17 protein-coding genes are annotated in these 18,702 nt (G+C 44.3%); 8 read left to right on the forward strand and 9 right to left on the reverse strand.

Going from position 1 to position 18,702, the window contains the following annotated elements; translation table 11 throughout:
• Window positions 1-12: 12 nt before the first annotated feature.
• A complete protein-coding gene (locus HF888_RS09825) occupies window positions 13-1,242 on the reverse strand; it encodes an acyl-CoA dehydrogenase family protein (protein ID WP_007017149.1) in 1,230 nt (409 codons plus the stop codon).
• Between the two features lie 158 nt (window positions 1,243-1,400).
• Between HF888_RS09825 and HF888_RS09830 the strand changes: the two genes are divergently transcribed.
• The gene (locus tag HF888_RS09830; RefSeq protein WP_007017150.1) at window positions 1,401-2,321 is read left to right on the forward strand and encodes a LysR family transcriptional regulator; all 921 of its coding nucleotides are present in this window, start codon (window positions 1,401-1,403) and stop codon (window positions 2,319-2,321) included.
• 30 nt (window positions 2,322-2,351) lie between these two features.
• On the opposite strand, the gene HF888_RS09835 is transcribed toward HF888_RS09830, so the two are convergent.
• The 3 genes from HF888_RS09835 to HF888_RS09845 all read right to left on the reverse strand — a co-directional run bounded on the left by HF888_RS09835 (window position 2,352) and on the right by HF888_RS09845 (window position 5,001).
• On the reverse strand, window positions 2,352-3,479 hold the full coding sequence (locus HF888_RS09835; protein ID WP_007017151.1) for a DUF5610 domain-containing protein: 1,128 nt from the start codon (window positions 3,477-3,479) through the stop codon (window positions 2,352-2,354).
• Window positions 3,480-3,685: 206 nt separating this feature from the next.
• Window positions 3,686-4,453, reverse strand: a complete 768-nt coding sequence (locus HF888_RS09840) for a substrate-binding periplasmic protein (protein WP_007017152.1) — start codon at window positions 4,451-4,453, stop codon at window positions 3,686-3,688.
• A gap of 59 nt (window positions 4,454-4,512) precedes the next feature.
• Window positions 4,513-5,001 (reverse strand): asparaginase domain-containing protein, encoded by a 489-nt coding sequence (locus tag HF888_RS09845; protein WP_007017153.1) that lies wholly within the window; start codon window positions 4,999-5,001, stop codon window positions 4,513-4,515.
• 301 nt (window positions 5,002-5,302) lie between these two features.
• Between HF888_RS09845 and HF888_RS09850 the strand changes: the two genes are divergently transcribed.
• From HF888_RS09850 to HF888_RS09870, 5 genes are all read left to right on the forward strand, one after another.
• Window positions 5,303-5,830, forward strand: a complete 528-nt coding sequence (locus HF888_RS09850) for a (2Fe-2S)-binding protein (RefSeq protein ID WP_007017154.1) — start codon at window positions 5,303-5,305, stop codon at window positions 5,828-5,830.
• A complete protein-coding gene (locus tag HF888_RS09855; protein ID WP_007017155.1) occupies window positions 5,827-8,049 on the forward strand; it encodes a xanthine dehydrogenase family protein molybdopterin-binding subunit in 2,223 nt (740 codons plus the stop codon). The genes HF888_RS09850 and HF888_RS09855 overlap by 4 nt, the downstream gene beginning before the upstream one ends.
• Before the next feature lie 5 nt (window positions 8,050-8,054).
• The gene (locus HF888_RS09860; RefSeq protein WP_007017156.1) at window positions 8,055-9,005 is read left to right on the forward strand and encodes an XdhC family protein; all 951 of its coding nucleotides are present in this window, start codon (window positions 8,055-8,057) and stop codon (window positions 9,003-9,005) included.
• Window positions 8,992-9,597, forward strand: a complete 606-nt coding sequence (locus HF888_RS09865) for a nucleotidyltransferase family protein (RefSeq protein WP_007017157.1) — start codon at window positions 8,992-8,994, stop codon at window positions 9,595-9,597. Before HF888_RS09860 ends, HF888_RS09865 begins: the two co-directional genes overlap by 14 nt.
• Before the next feature lie 205 nt (window positions 9,598-9,802).
• Window positions 9,803-10,420: a Yip1 family protein gene (locus tag HF888_RS09870; protein ID WP_007017158.1), complete on the forward strand. Its 618-nt coding sequence runs from the start codon at window positions 9,803-9,805 to the stop codon at window positions 10,418-10,420.
• Between the two features lie 41 nt (window positions 10,421-10,461).
• Here HF888_RS09870 and choX read toward each other — a convergent pair whose 3' ends face one another.
• Window positions 10,462-11,409: a choline ABC transporter substrate-binding protein gene (gene choX, locus HF888_RS09875; RefSeq protein WP_007017159.1), complete on the reverse strand. Its 948-nt coding sequence runs from the start codon at window positions 11,407-11,409 to the stop codon at window positions 10,462-10,464.
• A 172-nt stretch (window positions 11,410-11,581) separates the two neighbouring features.
• On the opposite strand from choX, the gene HF888_RS09880 reads away from it, so the two are divergent.
• Complete coding sequence (locus HF888_RS09880; RefSeq protein ID WP_083771884.1) at window positions 11,582-12,763, forward strand: GGDEF domain-containing protein; 1,182 nt, start codon at window positions 11,582-11,584, stop codon at window positions 12,761-12,763.
• Here the strand turns inward: HF888_RS09880 and HF888_RS09885 are convergent.
• The 3 genes from HF888_RS09885 to rlmKL form a co-directional block, all read right to left on the reverse strand.
• The gene (locus HF888_RS09885) at window positions 12,733-13,233 is read right to left on the reverse strand and encodes a DUF2938 domain-containing protein (RefSeq protein ID WP_007017161.1); all 501 of its coding nucleotides are present in this window, start codon (window positions 13,231-13,233) and stop codon (window positions 12,733-12,735) included. The genes HF888_RS09880 and HF888_RS09885 overlap by 31 nt on opposite strands.
• Before the next feature lie 168 nt (window positions 13,234-13,401).
• Window positions 13,402-14,616: an ammonium transporter gene (locus HF888_RS09890; RefSeq protein WP_007017162.1), complete on the reverse strand. Its 1,215-nt coding sequence runs from the start codon at window positions 14,614-14,616 to the stop codon at window positions 13,402-13,404.
• 256 nt (window positions 14,617-14,872) lie between these two features.
• Complete coding sequence (rlmKL, locus tag HF888_RS09895) at window positions 14,873-17,089, reverse strand: bifunctional 23S rRNA (guanine(2069)-N(7))-methyltransferase RlmK/23S rRNA (guanine(2445)-N(2))-methyltransferase RlmL (RefSeq protein WP_007017163.1); 2,217 nt, start codon at window positions 17,087-17,089, stop codon at window positions 14,873-14,875.
• A 244-nt stretch (window positions 17,090-17,333) separates the two neighbouring features.
• On the opposite strand from rlmKL, the gene rmf reads away from it, so the two are divergent.
• Window positions 17,334-17,528, forward strand: a complete 195-nt coding sequence (gene rmf / locus HF888_RS09900; RefSeq protein WP_007017164.1) for a ribosome modulation factor — start codon at window positions 17,334-17,336, stop codon at window positions 17,526-17,528.
• Between the two features lie 88 nt (window positions 17,529-17,616).
• Here rmf and HF888_RS09905 read toward each other — a convergent pair whose 3' ends face one another.
• Window positions 17,617-18,684, reverse strand: coding sequence for a quinone-dependent dihydroorotate dehydrogenase (locus tag HF888_RS09905; RefSeq protein ID WP_007017165.1), 1,068 nt, complete (start codon window positions 18,682-18,684; stop codon window positions 17,617-17,619).
• Between the last annotated feature and the right edge of the window lie 18 nt (window positions 18,685-18,702).

The raw sequence follows: 18,702 nt of genomic DNA on the forward strand, positions 1-18,702 counted from the left end.
GTCAGCCAGATTTTATTTTGCTAACTGCTTTATCTTTTGGCTGTATTTTTTTAATTCGATTTTTGCCACCATACCGCGATGCACTTCATCTGGACCGTCCGCTAAGCGTAAACAACGGGCATAAGCAAAAATACTGGCAACATCATAGTCGTCACTAACACCACCACCACCATGAATCTGAATAGCTTGATCCGCAATGGTTTGAAGCATGTTAGGAACAACTACTTTAATCTGTGATACCTCACTCAATGCGCCAATCACACCTTTGGTATCTAACAACCAAGCACATTTCAATGTGAGAAGACGCGCCTGCTCAATAGCCATACGAGCATTTGCAACAATGTCACGATTACCACCTAAATTAATAATTGGCTTACCAAAAGCCTCTCGCTCAATGCCTCGATTAATCATTAACTCCAAGGTGCGTTCTGCAGCACCGATGGCACGCATGCAGTGATGAACTCGGCCAGGTCCTAAACGGCCTTGTGCGATTTCAAAACCTTTACCCGGACCAGCGATAATGTTTTCTTTTGGTACGCGCACGTCAGTGAAGCTCACCTCACCATGACCATAAGGTTCGTCATATTCTCCGAACACTGGCAACATACGCTCGATTTTCACCCCTGGTGTATTTTTGGGTATGAGAACCATTGAGTGTTGAGCGTGCTTAGGGGCATCTGGGTCAGTAAGACCCATAAAGATCAGAACTTCGCAATTTGGATGTCCTATACCTGTACTCCACCACTTGCGGCCATTGATTACGACTTCGTCGCCTTCAACCACAGCGGTCGCTGCCATATTTGTCGCATCACTGGATGCCACGCCTGGTTCTGTCATACAGAACGCACTGCGAATCTCTCCAGCCAGCAGTGGCTTTAACCATTTGTCTTGCTGCTCTTTGTTTCCATAGTGAACCAAGACTTCCATGTTGCCCGTATCTGGAGCATTGCAATTGAAAATTTCAGGGGCGATGAAGCTACGACCCATTTGCTCTGCCATCATTGCGTAATCAGCATTGCTAATGCCTGCACCAAATTCGCTTTTTGGCAAAAATAGGTTCCATAGACCTTGAGCCTTGGCTTTGGCTTTTAGTTCATCAATGATGGGCAACACAACCCAAGAGTTGTCTAAGCTTCGTAATTCTTGAAAATATTCTTTTTCGATAGGAATGATTTCATTATTGACGAAGTCGGTAACTTGTTTGAGGACTTTGGCCCCCTGCTCTGATGGGTTGAAATCCATATAGCACCTTTACAATGTGTGATCAGTGTCTCTAATTAGCAATTACCATAATCAGCTTAGAACTATAAATCTAATGAATGTTTTGAATTTTTCCCAATAAACAGGTTTAATAGTAAAAGTAAGCCAATAGCATGAGCCATGAGTGGTAGGTAGACGTCATGAAAATCGATCTAAATCTTTTCACTGTATTCGAGGCCATATACCTCGAAGGTAGCCTGACCCGAGCGGCAGAAAGACTAAACCTGACCCAACCCGCTATCAGTCACGCATTATCACGCCTACGAGAACGCCTTGATGATCCATTATTTGTGCGGCAAGGCCATAAAATGCGTCCCACACCTTTGGCACAAAAACTAATTCCCGACATTCAAGCCGCACTACGTCAACTAAATGGAGCGTTACAGCAAAGCCACCACTTCAACCCCGCTGAAGCGGAAAAAACATATCGTGTTGCCATGCGGGATGTAATGGAGGCCACCTTGCTTCCTCCTGTGTTAAAGGGTTTAGATAACATTGCTCCTAACATTCAATTAGCCAGTGTGCATATCGAACGTCGTGACATGGAATCGAAATTGGCCAGTGGAGAATTAGATTTCGTAGTAGACGTCTTGCTGCCTACGTCTGAACAGATCTATAAAAAGAAGTTGCTTAATGATGAATTAGTAGTGATCTATAACCCGGCGTTGAGCCAATTACCAGAAGGTTTTACGGAAGAAGAGTACTTGCGAGCGAAACATATTTTAGTCAGTACACGAGCCAGCGGACCTAGCTTAGTCGATTACGCATTGAGCGCCGAAGGGTTGAATAGAAATGTAGCTCTGCGATGCCAGCACTATTATGCAGCCTGTCAGGTAGCCAGTGATAACGGTATGCTACTTACCATGCCGAGCCGTTACGCCAGCATTTTATTGCAGCACTTCCCTACTTTGCAGCGCAGCAGTTTACCTTTTAAAACCAGCAGTATTGACGTCTATTTATATTGGCATGAAAGCCTGAATGAAGACGGCGCCAACGCCTGGTTTAGAGATATGCTGCAACAGGTATTAGAAACCCATCAACCTCTATTGCAAGCGAGCTAGATCTCATTGAATTGGCGTCCTAATAAAGTATTAGGCCGCCAGTTTATCCATCAATGGCTTCATGAAATCCAACATAGACGTCTTACTTTCTTCGGGCTTCGGCTGCATTTTTTCTGTCAATTCGGCCAGTAATTCCTGAGAGTTCTGGAAGAATTTAGCTTTATCAAATGCTTGTTGAACACTATTCGCGAAATCGGCTAACGGTTCAGATAAACCTTTAGGCAAGGATTCTTGATTGTATCCAGATACTCCTTTGCCGTATTCGACAGCCTGAGTTTGCTGTTGACGTAGATTTAAGCTGAACTCAGCGATTTGCGAAGCATCACTGGTTAGACCCATTGCCATATCGAAGGCTTTGTCTAAATCGCCTCCATAAAACTCTTCACTTAATGAGTTTACTTGCGACATCAAATCCTCAATGGCCGCCATTTCTGCTTCGCTAATATCGCCTTCCACCGACAATGAATAACCACTGTTCATACTTTGCGATACCCCCGCCACTTGGGTTTGTCCGCTTTCACTTTGTGCCTTCATGAAAGCAGCATAAGACTCAAATTGACTATTAGCCTTAATGGTTACCTTATCTCCCTCTTGTGTTGTTAATTCGAAATTGAAGTCATTGCGAGCTTGCTGAAATACACGTCCATACTCAAAAGAACTCTGCTCCGTTTTTACCGCATCTTTTACATTTTGGGACGCAAAAGTGTTTTCTTTAAGCTGATCGATACCTTCGTAAATTCCGTTCTCCGCCGCATCAATTTTTTCAGCTAATGGTTCATTCATTTTGCTGAGCGCTTCTATTTGCTCTCGGGCTTGACCAAAGCCCTTTTCAACCCCCGAACGCGCTGCTTCAAACATGCTTTCTAGTTCTTTGTCGCTAGCACCCGCGGATTTGGCCTCATCTATACGCTTACCGATTTGCTTCATTACAGTATCAATCACTACATCCACATCGAACGGTTTGGTTGCTTCATTGACCGTTTTATCCGAAGCCAAATCCACATCGGCGTTTTTCTTTAGATTTTCACCCAAACGCTGCATAGCAAACTGGTCTTGCTCAGTTTTTTCTTGGCCGTATGCATTGGGCTGAACTTGCGGCTTAATGGTCTGGGAGTACAGCGTGGACTGGTTAAAAAACGATGAATTAAATGAAAGCATTGGGCACCCCTTGTATGAGCATATGCGCCATCGGTCGATGGCGCCGCTATAGAGGTTAACGGCTCGCGTATAGCAAACTTAATTGAGATATATAGAACGCTTAGCGATTAAAAATAGATATGTAAGCATTTAATCTTTTATCAGGTTACAGCAGTCTAACGACTTAACGCTTAAGTTGAACAATAGAGTGATGGTACTAACAATAATTAACCATTCAAATTGGCAAGAAGATATTGCTTAAACACCGCTTCTACATTGATGCGCGTTAATCCTTCATTAAACCACTCAAGCCAAAGACGTCCTTGTTCCGTCTTTTTAAAGCAGACATACAAGGGTTTTACCTCTAAATATGGCCGCGCCATCTCGAACTGGTCACGATAATCAGCAAGCTCTGCCTCAGTTAGTGCCAAGTAACGCATGACGTTTTCATCCATCACCGCAACATCTAATCTTCGATAGGCAAGCTTTACTAGATTTCGAGCATCATCTTCAACGGGCTCCGCTCTAAAAACGTTATCCCTAACGGCTTGGTCAAATTCTTCCGTATTCACATACCCGCGCACAACGCCAATACGATGGGGCGTTAGATCGTCTAGGCTTGACCAAGAAAAATCCATATCTTTACGCTTGGCGAACCCCAATGGTCCAGAGCCAATTTGATCGCTAAAGTAGAATTCTTCTGCCCTATCATCGGCAAAATACTCTGGAACATAGCCTGCGAAATCACTTTCAAGGTTTCTCGCCAGACCTAGTGTTCTAGCCCAAGGGAAAAAGCTCACTTTCAGTTCCACATTAACAGCCGCAAAAGCAGCACGCGCTACAGCGATATTGGCACCCTGCTGCACCAAGTCTGGTCCAGAATATGGGGGCCAATATAGACTGACCAATTTTATTTCATTGGCAGGCGGTGGCTCGCTAGGCTCAGCCCAACCAGCAAAAGACAATAAACACATCAACAATGCGAAGAACGGCATGACTCCGCCTCTAAGTTTGATACGCTCAAGGAAGTATAGTTGTTTCATCGGATTGATGATTATTCATTGTCTTCGAAACGCTTGGTTTCATAATTTTTGTAAACCTTGCTCGCTAAAAAGACTTGACCACTCATCGCCACATAGACCCCTTTCGGGGCACTATTCAAAGCGCCAATGGCGGTACCAATGTTGAAAATGGCATCTGTATTGGCAAACGCCGCAGGCTGCATAGCACCGGTGAACACAATGGTTTTCTCAGGCTGTTCACCCAGAAACTGCGCCGTTTGCACCATAGTATCTGTCCCATGGGTGACCAATACATGATCATGTTCGCAACCATCAATAGCTTGCTTAATCAGTGCACGATCTTGGTCTGTTATTTCGAGACTGTCTTTACGACAGATTTCTTTATGCTCGTAGCAGAAGTTCACATTCATGCGCTGTAATATTTCGGGCGCTACTGCATTACCAACTTGATATTCGCTCAGCGCATCAAAGTACACCTTGTCTAAAGTGCCACCTGTGGTAATCAATAAAATCGTTTTCATTTTGTTTCGTCCAACGTCCAACGCAATAAGACCGTCAGTATAAAAGGCTATGCACTTTGTACCAAGGATGTTTATTGCAACTTAGGCCATCCGCAGTATTGTACCTAGTGAGCAACACTATAATAAGACCGTCAGTATAAAAGGCTATGCACTTTGTACCAAGGATGTTTATTGCAACTTAGGCCATCCGCAGTATTGTACCTAGTGAGCAACACTATATTGCGTTGCGTTCCTTTAATAGAATAATTACTCTAGACATCTATAGCAGTGCGCACTGTATCGATATCGAATGAGGAAACCCATGATCACATTCTCTCTAAACGGGCAATCTATAGAAGTGGATGCCGCACCTGACACCCCTCTATTATGGGTTGTGCGTGACCATTTAAAAATGAAGGGTACCAAGTTTGGATGCGGCATGGGCCTTTGCGGTGCCTGCAGTATGCTCATTGATGGGAACTCGTCGCGAACCTGCATTACTCCAATCTCATCTGTAGCTGGTAAGGATGTGGTCACGATCGAAGGCATTGGTGATCAACAAACTTTATCAATCCTACAAGAAGCCTGGGTCGAAGCCGGTGTGCCTCAATGCGGCTATTGCCAATCGGGTCAAATAATCAGTGCAACGGCCTTACTAAAACAAAACCCGAATCCCTCAGACGATGATATCAACAATGCCATGAGCGGGAATATCTGCCGCTGTGGTACATACCCCAATATTAAAAAAGCCATCAAGCAAGCCGCCAGCTCTCTCAAACAAGGCAAGGGTCAGTTACAAGCAGTGCGTATTTTTGATCCGCAAAGTAATTCACAAGGAGTGCAAGCATGAACCCAGTTATAGATGATTCACGCCGTCGCTTCTTGAAAGGCTTAGGTCTTGCCAGTGGTGGTTTAATCGCGGGTATCCCATTAACAGGCTGTGCCTCAACTGCTCTTCCAAATGAGCAAACGGGCGACATTCAACCAAATGCACTCTTACAAATCACACGCGATAATCAGATCAACTTTTATTTACCGCGAACGGAAATGGGACAAGGAGTTTATACCGGCTTAACGACCATTTTGGCTGAAGAGTTAGATATCGCGCCAGAGAAAATCAATGTCATCAACGTCGGCGATCATCCTGATTACAATAACCCTGAATACGGTTTACAGGTAACAGGGGGTAGTAATTCTATTCGCGTGCATTTCAAACCATTGCGTCAGCTAGCCGCAAACATGCGTTTAGTCATTCGCCAAGCAGCTTCGAGAGTGACTCAAGAACCTATTGAAAATATTAGTACAGAGAACGGTAATGTTGTCATCGCTGGAAAGTACCTACCGTACGGTGACTTTGCAGAAGTCGCTTCGCAACTAGAATTTCCAGAGAACGCGACGCTGACACCAAAATCAAACTTTAAATATATAGGTAAACTTAATCAGCGCTTAGATGCGAAGGCAAAAAGTACCGGCACCGCTCAATTTGGCTTAGATATCGAATTTGACGGGCTGCATCGTGCAGCACTCAAACGCTGTCCGCAATTTGGTGGCACAGTTAAATCGTTTGATGGATCAAAAGCCAAAGATATGCCAGGCGTAAAGTCTGTGGTAGCAATTCATAATGGCGTAGCAGTGGTGGCTGAACATTATTACCAAGCGAAAGCAGCGTTGCAGAAGCTGGAGATAAAATGGAACCTACCAGAAACCCTTTCGGCTTTTAGCTCCAATTCCACAGCAAAAGGTAATGGTCAAAACCTTTTCAAAGAAGCGTTAGACCTTGGTGATTATGACAATGCTCATGAAGAAGGTGATGGTCTAGAAGCGTTGCAAAAGTCCGACAATGTTATTGAAGCCGATTACTGGGCGCCATACCTAGCACACGCCACTATGGAACCCATGAATTGCACTGCAAAATTCAATGGCGATAAATTAGAGATTTGGACTAGCACGCAAAATCCCCAAGTAGCAAAAAATATTGCGGCATTTTATGGCGATGTGAGCAAAGATGATGTGACTGTTCATGGCTGCTTTATCGGCGGTGGCTTTGGTCGTCGAACCGTTAGTGACTATGTGGCAGAAGCGGTTGCAATCGCCAAAGCAGCAGGCGTTCCCGTTCAATTAGTATGGAGCCGCGAAGATGATACCCAACATGATTATTATCGCCCTGCTTCCATGGCTCGTTTCAAAATAGGTGTCAGCAATGAAGGCATGATTGATAGCTGGAATGTCACTCGCTCCGGCCCCAACATTATGCCTTATACCATTGATGAAGTGGCAGATGCGATGATGCCGGGCTTCTTACCCAATGGCATGGTCGATTGGATAAGCAAAGCTGGCTATGGGCTTTTCGATGGCTGGACTGTTGACCCTGCCAGTGTTGAAGGTTTATTTGAAGACTATGATGCACCGCATAAAAATGTCGATCATGTAACAGTAGACCCTGGCCTACCACTAGGCTTTTGGCGCAGTGTTGGTCACAGTTATTCTGGCTTCTTTAAAGAAAGTATGATGGATGAGATTGCGATCAAGCAAAAAGTCGATCCCATTGAGTTTCGCCTGAAGCATTTAAACAACAATCCCCGTTTAGCAAATGTACTGAAGCAAGCCGCTGAAAAAGCAGGCTGGAATAAAAACTTAGCAAACGGCCATTATCATGGTGTTGCAGTACATACGTCTTTTCAGAGTTATGTCGCAGAAATTGCTGAAGTATCTGTCGAAAACAATCAAATCAAAATACACAAGGTTACTTGTGCCGTTGATTGTGGATTAGCAGTGAATCCTGACATTGTTCGCGATCAAATGGAGAGCGGTATTATCTTCGGTTTAACGACCGCTTTGCATGGCGAAATCACCTTAAAAGACGGCGCGGTAGAACAAAGTAACTTCCACAATTACCCTATCTTACGTATCAACGAAACACCGGATATCGAAGTACTGATCGTCGACAGCGATGAATCACCTAGCGGTGTTGGTGAACCTGGTCTCCCGCCTATCGCTGCTGCTGTGGGTAACGCCATTTTTGCCGCTACGGGGAAACGTTTACGTAGTCTGCCATTGAAACTGAGTTGACTTGTATGCAGGGATCACAACTTGATGTGTTGAAAGGCTGTCACGATTGCTTGAATTCAGGCAATCGTGTCACCTTAGTAAGCGTTGTTAAGACTTGGGGAACGTCTCCCAGGCCTGTGGGCTCATTACTGGCTGTAGCGGACGATGGGCGCTTTTATGGAAGTGTTAGCGGTGGCTGCGTAGAAGAAGATCTCATCCGTGAGCTAATTAACAATCCCGTGTCATCTCCTCAGCAATTTATCTACGGCGAAACTCAAGAAGAGCGACACCGCTTTGGCTTGCCTTGTGGCGGTGCTCTGGAATTAATCGCCGAACCACTATCTAAACTTGACGAAGTGGAAGTGCTCATTACAGCTATTGAACAGCGTAAAACCGTGACTCGATCACTCAATGTCGACAATGGCCAAGTGAGTGTCTCACCGTGGGAAGCAGAAGAGCCCGAATTAATTCAATTTGAAAATCATACATACTGGAAAAATGTTATCGGTCCACAATGGCGACTGGTTATTGTAGGTGCCGGTGAAACTGGTCGATTTCTCGCTGAATTTGCTCAAGGTTTGGGCTTTAGTATTGTTGTCAGTGATCCGCGGCCTGATTATCGAAACAACTGGTTAATGAAGGATATTCCCTTAGCGGAAGGGTTTCCTGACGATGTCATAGATTCTCTGAATATCGATAAGCGCACAGCGATTGTTACCGTGGCGCACGATCCCAAGGTCGACGATATGGCACTATTAACAGCATTAAAAAGTGAAGCGTTTTACATAGGAGCCTTAGGCTCCAAACTCAACAATAAAAACCGTCGAGCGCGGCTTATGGAACATTTTGATTTTACCCAAGAGCAAGTCAATCATTTACATGGTCCGGTTGGAATCGATATTGGTAGTAAGACACCCAGTGAAATTGCTATTTCGATTTTAGCGGAGATCATTGCGACTAAAAATGGAAAAACATAAACGCGCTAACGCTGATCAAGTCACAGCTATAGTTTTGGCTGCTGGTCAAGGTTCTCGCTTTAAACACCCAAGCGGTGTGTTTAAACTCGCCCATCAGATTCAACTGAATAATAAATCGTTGCCAATCTTGTCGCACACTCTAAACCATCTCAATCAAATAGCGGCACATTGCATTTGCGTTGTGGATCCTTTGCGGCGCGACGCGCTTCATTTTTTGAGCGAACACAAATCTGTGCAGGTGATTGATAATCCAAACACCAAACTTGGTATGTCAGAATCGTTAAAAAGAGGAGCCGCACTAATACCGCCAAACCACGGTATCATGATTTGCCTTGCTGATATGCCCTATATACAAGCATCCACTTATCAATTACTGCTAGACACATTCAAACAAAACCATGGGACAAAAATAGTGCGTCCTACTTTTAATGGACATGATGGACACCCCGTCATTTTTCCATATCGGTATTGTCCAGATCTCTTACAACTAAACGGCGATCAAGGAGCAAAAGCACTGATAAAAGAAACAGATTTATTACGCATTGATTGCGATGATGAAGGTATTCTCATGGATATCGATCACTTTGCATAACAGTTAACTCCCTTTATAACCAATAAACATGCTCGAGCCGCACTGTCTGCGTTTACCTATCAAAAGTCAGACTTTATTCGCCAGAGTGAACTAAGTAAGAAAATGACGCGTAGTTTTTGTGGATAGTTGAGAAAAACCCGACTATAAAAACAAGTGACAATAAGCATTTTACGCTACAGCCGAATAGTCCATTAAGGGGGCCGCTATGCTACTCAGTCATATGTTTGGAATGTTCACTCACCCAGATCAAGAGTGGGCTGAAATTCGAAAAGAACATACCCAACCCACGCGCCTCTATATCGCCTATGTAGGGATTCTCGCACTCATCAGTCCCATTTGTGCCTATGTTGCAACGACACAAATCGGTTGGACAGTAGGCGACGGCAACCTAGTTAAATTTACCCAAGAAAGTGCTCTGCCTTTGGTCGTGATGACCTACTTAGCCATGCTGGTTGGTGTATTCGGTTTAGGTTGGGCCATTGATTGGATGTCTAAAACCTACGGCAGTCACCACGATGAGTACTATGCATACGGTATTGCCTTAACCGCGTATTCCTGTACCCCCCTATTTTTGGCGGGCTTTGCTTTGCTATACCCCGAACCAATCTTCAATATGGTGGTGTTTGTTGCCGCTGCCGCGTACACGGGGTATCTAATGTACGACGGTCTACCCATTGTTCTTGGCATCGAAAAAGAACGCGCTATCCCTTTCAGTGGTGCAATCTTGACGGTTGCTTTGGTTTATCTCGTGGTGACTCGCGTTGGTACGGTAATCATTTGGGAATATGGTTTCGCACCCGAATTTATAACCGTCATTCCCTGATACCGACATTCGAAAATAAAAAAAGCCCCGAGGGGCTTTTTTTATTCGCTCAAACTAAGCTGCATTGATCTCGCAATAGCTTTAGCGTTTGCTTTGGCGCCGTTTTGATGCCTCACGCCTTTTAGCCAAGACTCAACCCGATCTGGGTTTTGGTACATCCAATGACGTGCTGCACGATCATGTGGGACAAATTGATTCAGTATCATATCCATTACTTGTCCTTCCATAGCCACAGAAAACTCAAGATTCTGTAAAAACTGGGCAACATTGGGACAGTCACTGGCAAAGCCTGCACGCGTATTGGTATACACTGTGGCACCGCCTTTATTGGGTCCAAAATAATCATCACCACCCTCTAAATAAACGAGATCAAAGCGCTCGTTCATGGGGTGAGGCGCCCAAGCTAAGAAAACAATCCAGCGCTGATCTCGAATTTTTCCCTTTACTTGAGCGAGCATAAGACGCTCGGAAGTTTCAATGAGATTGAACGGCTTTAGACCAAAGGCATTGCTTTCAATCATATCAAGAATCAACTGATTGCCATCGTTACCTTTTTCAAGACCATAGATGCGTCCTTCAAATTGCTCTTGGAACGTTGCGATGTCTGCAAAGCTCGTAACGCCAGCATCATACACATACTGTGGGACAGCTAGCGTATATTTGGCTCCCTTTAAATTTGGACGCACTCGCTCAACTTGCTTGTTCTGCACAAATGGATCCGCCACAGGTGCCATACTAGGCATCCAATTTCCAAGGAAGATATCCACCTCATTATTTGCCATTGCTTCATAGGTATCGGGCACACTGTGTTTGGTAATCTCTACCTCATAGCCAAGAACCCGCAGAAGCTCGGCAGCTACCGCTGTGGTTGCTTTTACATCAGTCCAATCCACTACGCCGAAACGCACAGCATCACATTGCTCATCGGCATAAGCCGAGTGACCCACCACAATCAAAGCAAAAACGGCCAAGATCAATATCGTTCGCATTTCACACCTTTTTATATTGAACATTCAATCAATAAAAATGAGCGGCGCATCATACAGAATAACGATCAAAATTAATACAGTTGAACCCGCTAAATTTTGAGTATTTGGACTAAGCTTTAGACTATTCGAACGGCTCAGCTGAACTCACGCAAACATCGTAATAGGAAGAAGCATGATCCACCTTCCCACCCTGATAGGGGTCTCTTTTCTAATTAACATGATGATTGGTGGTTTTCTATTTGCTCTATATTGGATGAAACACCAAAAGAGTTTTCTTTATTGGTCGCTTTCATGCTGGTTGTTCGCGGCAGCAGAGCTTACGGCCAGCTTACGTGTCTTCATCGACTTTGCAGTCGTCACGGTCGCCATCGCGGACTTTATGATCATTCTGGTCAATGTATTAGTCGTACAGGGTATTCGCTGCTACGTACAACCGCAGAAGGCACATTTCAAAATGTTTGCGCCCCTTCTACTAATCAGTGCGTTGGCCTTGGCCGGAAGCCTTCATGTGCCAGACCTTGCCCAGTTTATTACAACGATAATAGTCTGTGGTTTACTGTTTTACTCTGTCAACTTGCTTGGAGGAAATCATCAAGCAACTAACCAACCATCCAAAATTCTTGTTGCTCTCTTGTCCATCCATGGCTTAGTAATGCTGTTACAGGCCAGTATCATCGCCCTTCACAGTTTTAATGTTTTGGCGCAATCCACAAGCAATGTGATGCCTGTCATTTTATTAATTCACATTATGCTAGCGACATGTACCGCATTATTTTTTCCTTTATTATTTTTCATGCGCAATGAAGATCATTTGGTGGGCCTTGCCAGTTATGACCCGTTAACCGGTGTCTTTAATCGAAGAGGTTTTTTTGATCAATGGCAGATTCTCAGCAAACGTACTCATGATAAAAGTTGTCACCTTTCCGTCATGATGATCGATATAGACCACTTTAAGCACGTCAACGATAAATACGGTCACGAAGCGGGAGATGCGGCATTAAAATGGCTAGCCGATCTTTTAGCCCATGAACTGCGTGAAAACGACGTTCTTGCGAGGATGGGAGGAGAAGAATTTGCCGTGATGTTGCCAGGCTGTGAATCGAGCCAAGCAGAAATCGTTGCAGAACGGTTACGAAATTGTATCTTTAAGACTCGTTTTGTTTATTTAAATCAGGTTATTCCTATCACGATTAGCTTGGGTTTCATCACAGAAGATCAACCCATCACAGATATTAAGGGCTTATTAGTTCAAGCAGACAAAGGGCTCTACAAAGCCAAAGATCTTGGACGGAACCGTGCCATGCGTTACCACTCAGGTTTGGATCACACTCCAACCACATGGACGACGACATAAGCGGTCAAAAATAAACCTAACCCAAATATAATATGAGCCAAAATACTTAGCATCCTAGCATTCATTGGATTTGGGGTCTGACTTGCAAAAAATCCAAATCCTAAACACGGCTGCATAATTAAAAACGGCAGTAAAACGGTCGCTAGCCCAAAGCTAATAGCCTGTTGCACAGTTGGCATCAATAACCATCCATTGCCAACAATGGATAAAAACATCAAAGCCAGCATCACACCCGTAATGTAGTGAATCAACCAACCAATTACTTTTTCATGCTTTACAATCGGTGCACGAATAATGCTTTCATAGTAAAAGTGACCTGTTCGCATGTTTCCCACCCAACGACCAACCATGGCCCAATTTAGTGGCTGAACATTAAAGACTCGCTTTAAAAACAAGGCCCACAAATCCATTAAAACCGTGGCGCAGACACCTAAAACAAGACTGAAAAACAACACATTCGGAAATGTCATCGAACGATCCCTGTGAAAAATTAGGACTATAACGCGAATGTTAAAGTGCTCGCCATAACCTAGATCAAAACACAGAGTTTTTATGTCTCGGAATACAAAAAAAGCGCTACTCTTTCGAGCAACGCTTTTATGCGGGGGTTCTTTTAAGTTTATATCTTAAACAATCAATTACTTATCTTCAGACGTTGCTGCGATTTTATGAATGGCCAAGTCCGCACCATCGAACTCTTCTTCTTCAGATAGACGAAGACCAGAAACGGCATTAACCAAACCGTACACGATAAAGCCACCGATTAGTGCCACTGCAATACCTGTAAGCGTTCCGATTAGCTGAGACATAAAGCTAACGCCACCAAGACCGCCGAAAGCTTCTGTACCAAAAATGCCAACAGCGATAGCACCCCAAGCACCGCACAAGCCGTGTAGCGGCCAAACACCCAATACGTCATCAATACGTGGTACTTTGTTTTGGAACAAGGTGAAGGTATAAACGAATAAACCACCTGCAATGCCGCCAACAACGAGCGCACCCATTGGATGGAATAAATCGGAGCCCGCACACACAGCAACCAAACCTGCTAAAGGACCGTTATGGATAAAACCAGGGTCAACACGTCCCATTAGCATGGCTACAATAGTACCACCTACCATCGCCATCAAGGAATTAACCGCTACCAAACCACTAATACCATCAAGAGTTTGTGCTGACATTACGTTAAAGCCAAACCAGCCTACGGTAAGAATCCAAGCACCAAGCGCTAAGAAAGGGATACTCGAGGGCGCAAATGCCACCGGACGACCATTTCGATAGCGACCGTTACGCGCACCAAGAATCAAAATCGCCGCAAGCGCTAACCAGCCACCCACGCCATGAACAACAATAGAACCAGCAAAATCATGGAACTGTGCACCAAATGTGGTTTCCAACCAATCTTGGTAGCCATAATTACCATTCCAAATCATACCCTCGAAGAACGGATAAACAAAAGCCACAATCAAAGCAGAAGCAATTAGGAATGGATAAAACTTTGCGCGCTCTGCAATACCGCCGGAGACGATGGCTGGTATAGCGGCGGCAAACGTCAGTAAGAAGAAAAATTTCACTAACTCATAACCATTGTTACCGGTTAGATCGGAGGCACTAGCAAAGAAGTCTGCACCGTAGGCAATACTGTAACCCACGAAGAAATAAGCGATGGTTGAGATACCAAAATCAGTAATGATTTTCACCAACGCATTTACTTGGTTTTTATGGCGAACAGTACCCACTTCCAAGAACGCAAAACCTGCGTGCATGAAAAGCACCATAATGGCACCAAGTAGGATAAAGAATGTGTTAGAACTGCTGATCAGGGTTTCTACAGCACTGTTAATATTTTCCACAAGATTCCCCTCAAGGCTGACTTGCACACTTATTGTTCAGCGAGCACCACCAGCGATCACATTTCGAACAAAAAGCACTTTTATATGATTTTATATTTCGATAATCCTTTATTTTCAGAAGAAAAGTGGATTACCCCCAAAAGATGCTCCGTCTTTAAGCAGAAGTCATGCCAATCGCATCAATTGAAGGCATTTTTAATGATAGGCCTGCACCAACTTGGTGTGAACCCCGTTGAAACGGGGCTGCTGAGGCTATTTATTTAGCCGATATTTGGAAGCACTGATGTATTTTTGCATTGCGGGTAAAATCATCAGGGATGGTTTTTGCACTAACATCGATCACTTCGAACTTATTTAGTGCATCAAAATCCAATTTGAAGCGTTTTAGGTTGTTTGAAAAAATCAGGATGCCATTGGGTTTTAGCAGTCCCATCGCCAGTTCAATCAACTCCACATGATCACGCTGCACATCGAGTACTCCGATCATTCGCTTGGAGTTGGAAAAACTCGGCGGATCCATAAAAATTAAGTCAAAGCGCTTGCTTTCACTCTGAACATCTTTTAACCACTGCATACAGTCTGCTTGTATGAAGTGATGATACTTCTCAGCAATCCCATTTAGAGTAAGGTTTCGTCGACCCCAATTTAAATAGGTCTGCGACATATCAACGCTGGTGGTCGATCGCGCCTCCCCGACAGCAGCGTGAACACTAGCCGTACAGGTGTAACTAAACAAATTCAAAAAGTCTTTGCCTTTGGCAAGGGTTTCAATATCGGTACGAATAGGACGATGATCCAAAAACAAGCCAGTATCCAAATAATCAGTCATATTCACATAAAAGCGACAGCTACCTTCTTGCACCTCAAAAAATGAAGCTTGCTCATCTACTTTTTGGTACTGTTTTTTACCCTTTTGTACTTGCCTTTGTTTTAACGCAATTCTCTCGCGATCAACATTGAGCGCGACAGGAAGCGCATCAAGCACATCCCTCAATCGATTTTGTGCTTTTTCAGGATCCACACTTTTTGGTGGCGCATATTCTTGGACATGCACCCAGTCCCCATATACATCCACCGCAACTGCGTATTCAGGCATATCGGCATCATAAACACGGTAGCAATTGGTTTTTTGCTTTTTGGCGTAACGCACGATTTTTTTAAGATTCTTTTTGATTCGGTTTGCAACCATTTGCGCACCGTCGTTCAACTTAATATTGGCACTGTCACCACTCTCAATCGAACGCGCTTCAGTACTCTCTACAAAGTGTTTGTCACTATCTTTACTGATGCCATAAACCATTAACTTACTTGGAATAGCGCCGTTAAACATTTGATACTGTTTATCTGCACGCATTTTAAATTGGTATGCCTGCTGCGGATTCCCGGTAAAAATCGCCATCTTCCATCCTGGGAAAAACTGCTTAGCTTTATTCCCCATGGCGGCATATAGTGCACCAATTGCTACTTCGTCACTTAAACGTTCACCGTACGGTGGATTACAAACAATCAGACCTTCATCAGGTAAACCTTTTTCACGCCGCCAATCAGCCAAGGCTTGTACGCTAAAGTGTACATAATGCTGCACTCCGGCGCGGATAGCATTCTGTATAGCTTTCTGGATGACGCGCTCATCCATGTCGTAGCCGAGCAACGTCAACTCGGTTTCTGTTTGCAAAGCTTGCTCTTTTTTCTCTTGAGCATCTGCTTTAACCACACGCCATTCATCTCTTTGATGTTGTTTCCAACGCTCCACAGCGTATTGTGAACGTAATAGACCCGGTGCGATATTTGCCGCTATAAGTGCCGCTTCAATCAGCAAAGTACCTGAGCCACACATGGGATCGAGTAAAGCGGCTTCGGTTTGTTTCATCATAGATGGCCAGCCACTTCGCATAACAATGGCTGCTGCTAGATTTTCTTTTAAAGGCGCTGCACCTTGGCTTTGACGATAGCCACGTTTATGTAATGGTTCACCAGCAAAATCGATTGAGGTTTTAATAACACCTTTGTGTAAACGAACGTGAATATGAATATCCGGCTGGTCACTGACATCTGGGCGATTGCCTGTTAGTTCGCGAAAGTAATCACAGATCGCATCTTTGGCTTTTAATGCACCAAAATGCGTGTTGCGAATATCGGGACTTTTACCAGTGAAATGGATTTTGAAGCTTTGGCGATCGCTAAAATGCTCAATCCAATTAATGGATTTAATACAATCATACAGAGCTTCTGCCGACTCTCCCTGGCCTTCCGCTATCGGCCAAAGCACGCGACTGGCAAGTCTCGACCAGATGCAGGCTTTATATGCCAACTGAAGGTCTGCTCGGCATGCTACAAACGCAACTCCGAGTTTTACCTCGCTAGCACCTAGAGACGTAAGCTCTTCTTCTAATAAACCTTCTAAGCCTTTAGGGCATGTAAACGTAAGAGCTTGTTGGTTTGGGCTATCTTGTATTGGTTTTTGAGATGTCATATCAAGTTGTCATATAAAAAACCGACACTGAACTCTATTGAATATAAGTCAGTATTCGGTCATTCGAAAATGGCCTATTTTCAGTAGCTTAGATTTTTAATAATATTTAGCTATATAGAAAACGCGTTTAAGTTCAATAAATTCATTAACATGGGCTGCCACTGTCACCATACTGAAACAGTGGCGTTTCGAAGTTCTAAAAGCCACACATTTCAAATCTTCTCCAAAGTAGAGGCAATCACTTATGAAGAGACAGAAGCGAGATATGGACCGCCGAGCCTTCCAAAAGGGTTACTTAGCGGGTGTACAAGGTCGATCAAAAGATCTATGCCCAGACGGTAACTCTCATTTCAATTGGATGGCGGGCTGGCGTGAAGGCCGAGCTGACCATTGGGATGGCTATTCTGGTGTCGCTGGCGTCCACAAGCTTCCGTTGTAAGCTTCTAAACAATCAATAAAACAATCCTAGAGAAAAACAGGGCCCCACCCGGGCCCTTTTTTATGGCTATCCCAAAATCGTTGTAACCCTAGCTTCGCTCAGCGGCAATTGCATCATTGGCCAAACGAATTAATTTCGGGCCCTCATAAATAAAACCACTATAGACCTGCACTAGACTTGCACCCAGTTTTACTTTTTCCGCCGCACTGACACCATCGGTGATTCCACCTACGCCAACAATCGGTATTTCGCCCTTTAACGCATCATTAAGCCAGCGCAACACACGATTACTCGGCTCTAAGGCAGGTGCGCCACTCAAACCGCCAGCCTCATCCGCAAACTCACTGCCTTCTACAGCATCGCGCTCAAGGGTAGTGTTCGTGGCGATCACTCCATCCATCTTGTATTCACGTAAAGCATCGGCCACTAAACGGGTTTCATCTTCTGACATATCCGGAGCAATTTTTAACAAGATAGGCGTGTATTTTCCATATTCCTTAGTTAGCCGCGCTTGTCCTTCTTTCATGGTTTGAAGCAAGCTTGTCAGACTCTCACCAAACTGCAAATTACGCAGTCCTGGCGTATTGGGACTAGAAATATTGACCGTAACGTAATCTGCGTGCTCGTATACTTTTTCCAAACAAATCTCATAGTCTCGATTCGCCTCTTCCACAGGAGTATCAAAGTTTTTACCGATGTTAATACCCAGCACACCTGTGAATTTACGCTTTTTGACTCGCTCTACTAAATAATCAACGCCTTTATTATTAAACCCCATACGATTAATTATCGCTTGGTGCTCGGGTAATCGGAAAAGACGGGGTTGAGGGTTACCCGGTTGAGGGCGAGGGGTAATGGTGCCAATTTCAATGAATCCAAAACCAAGGGCACCTAGGGCATCGATAAAGTCACCATTCTTATCTAGGCCTGCGGCTAGGCCAACGGGATTTGGAAAGTCTACTCCAAAAACCGTTACAGGCTGCGGACTTGGTTTCTTTACCAGCATATCCAATACGCCCATACGCTTTGCTGCTCCCAACATATCTAGGCTGAGATCATGCGACGTTTCTGGGTCGAGTTTAAATAGTAAAGAACGAAGTAGCGAATACACCTGAATACCCCCTTGAAATTTTGCGGCATTATACAGGTTTTGCATGAAAATACGCGAGAATAC

It is taken from the genome of Bermanella marisrubri (genome assembly GCF_012295615.1).
In the GTDB taxonomy this organism is placed as follows: Bacteria; Pseudomonadota; Gammaproteobacteria; order Pseudomonadales; family Oceanobacteraceae; genus Bermanella; species Bermanella marisrubri.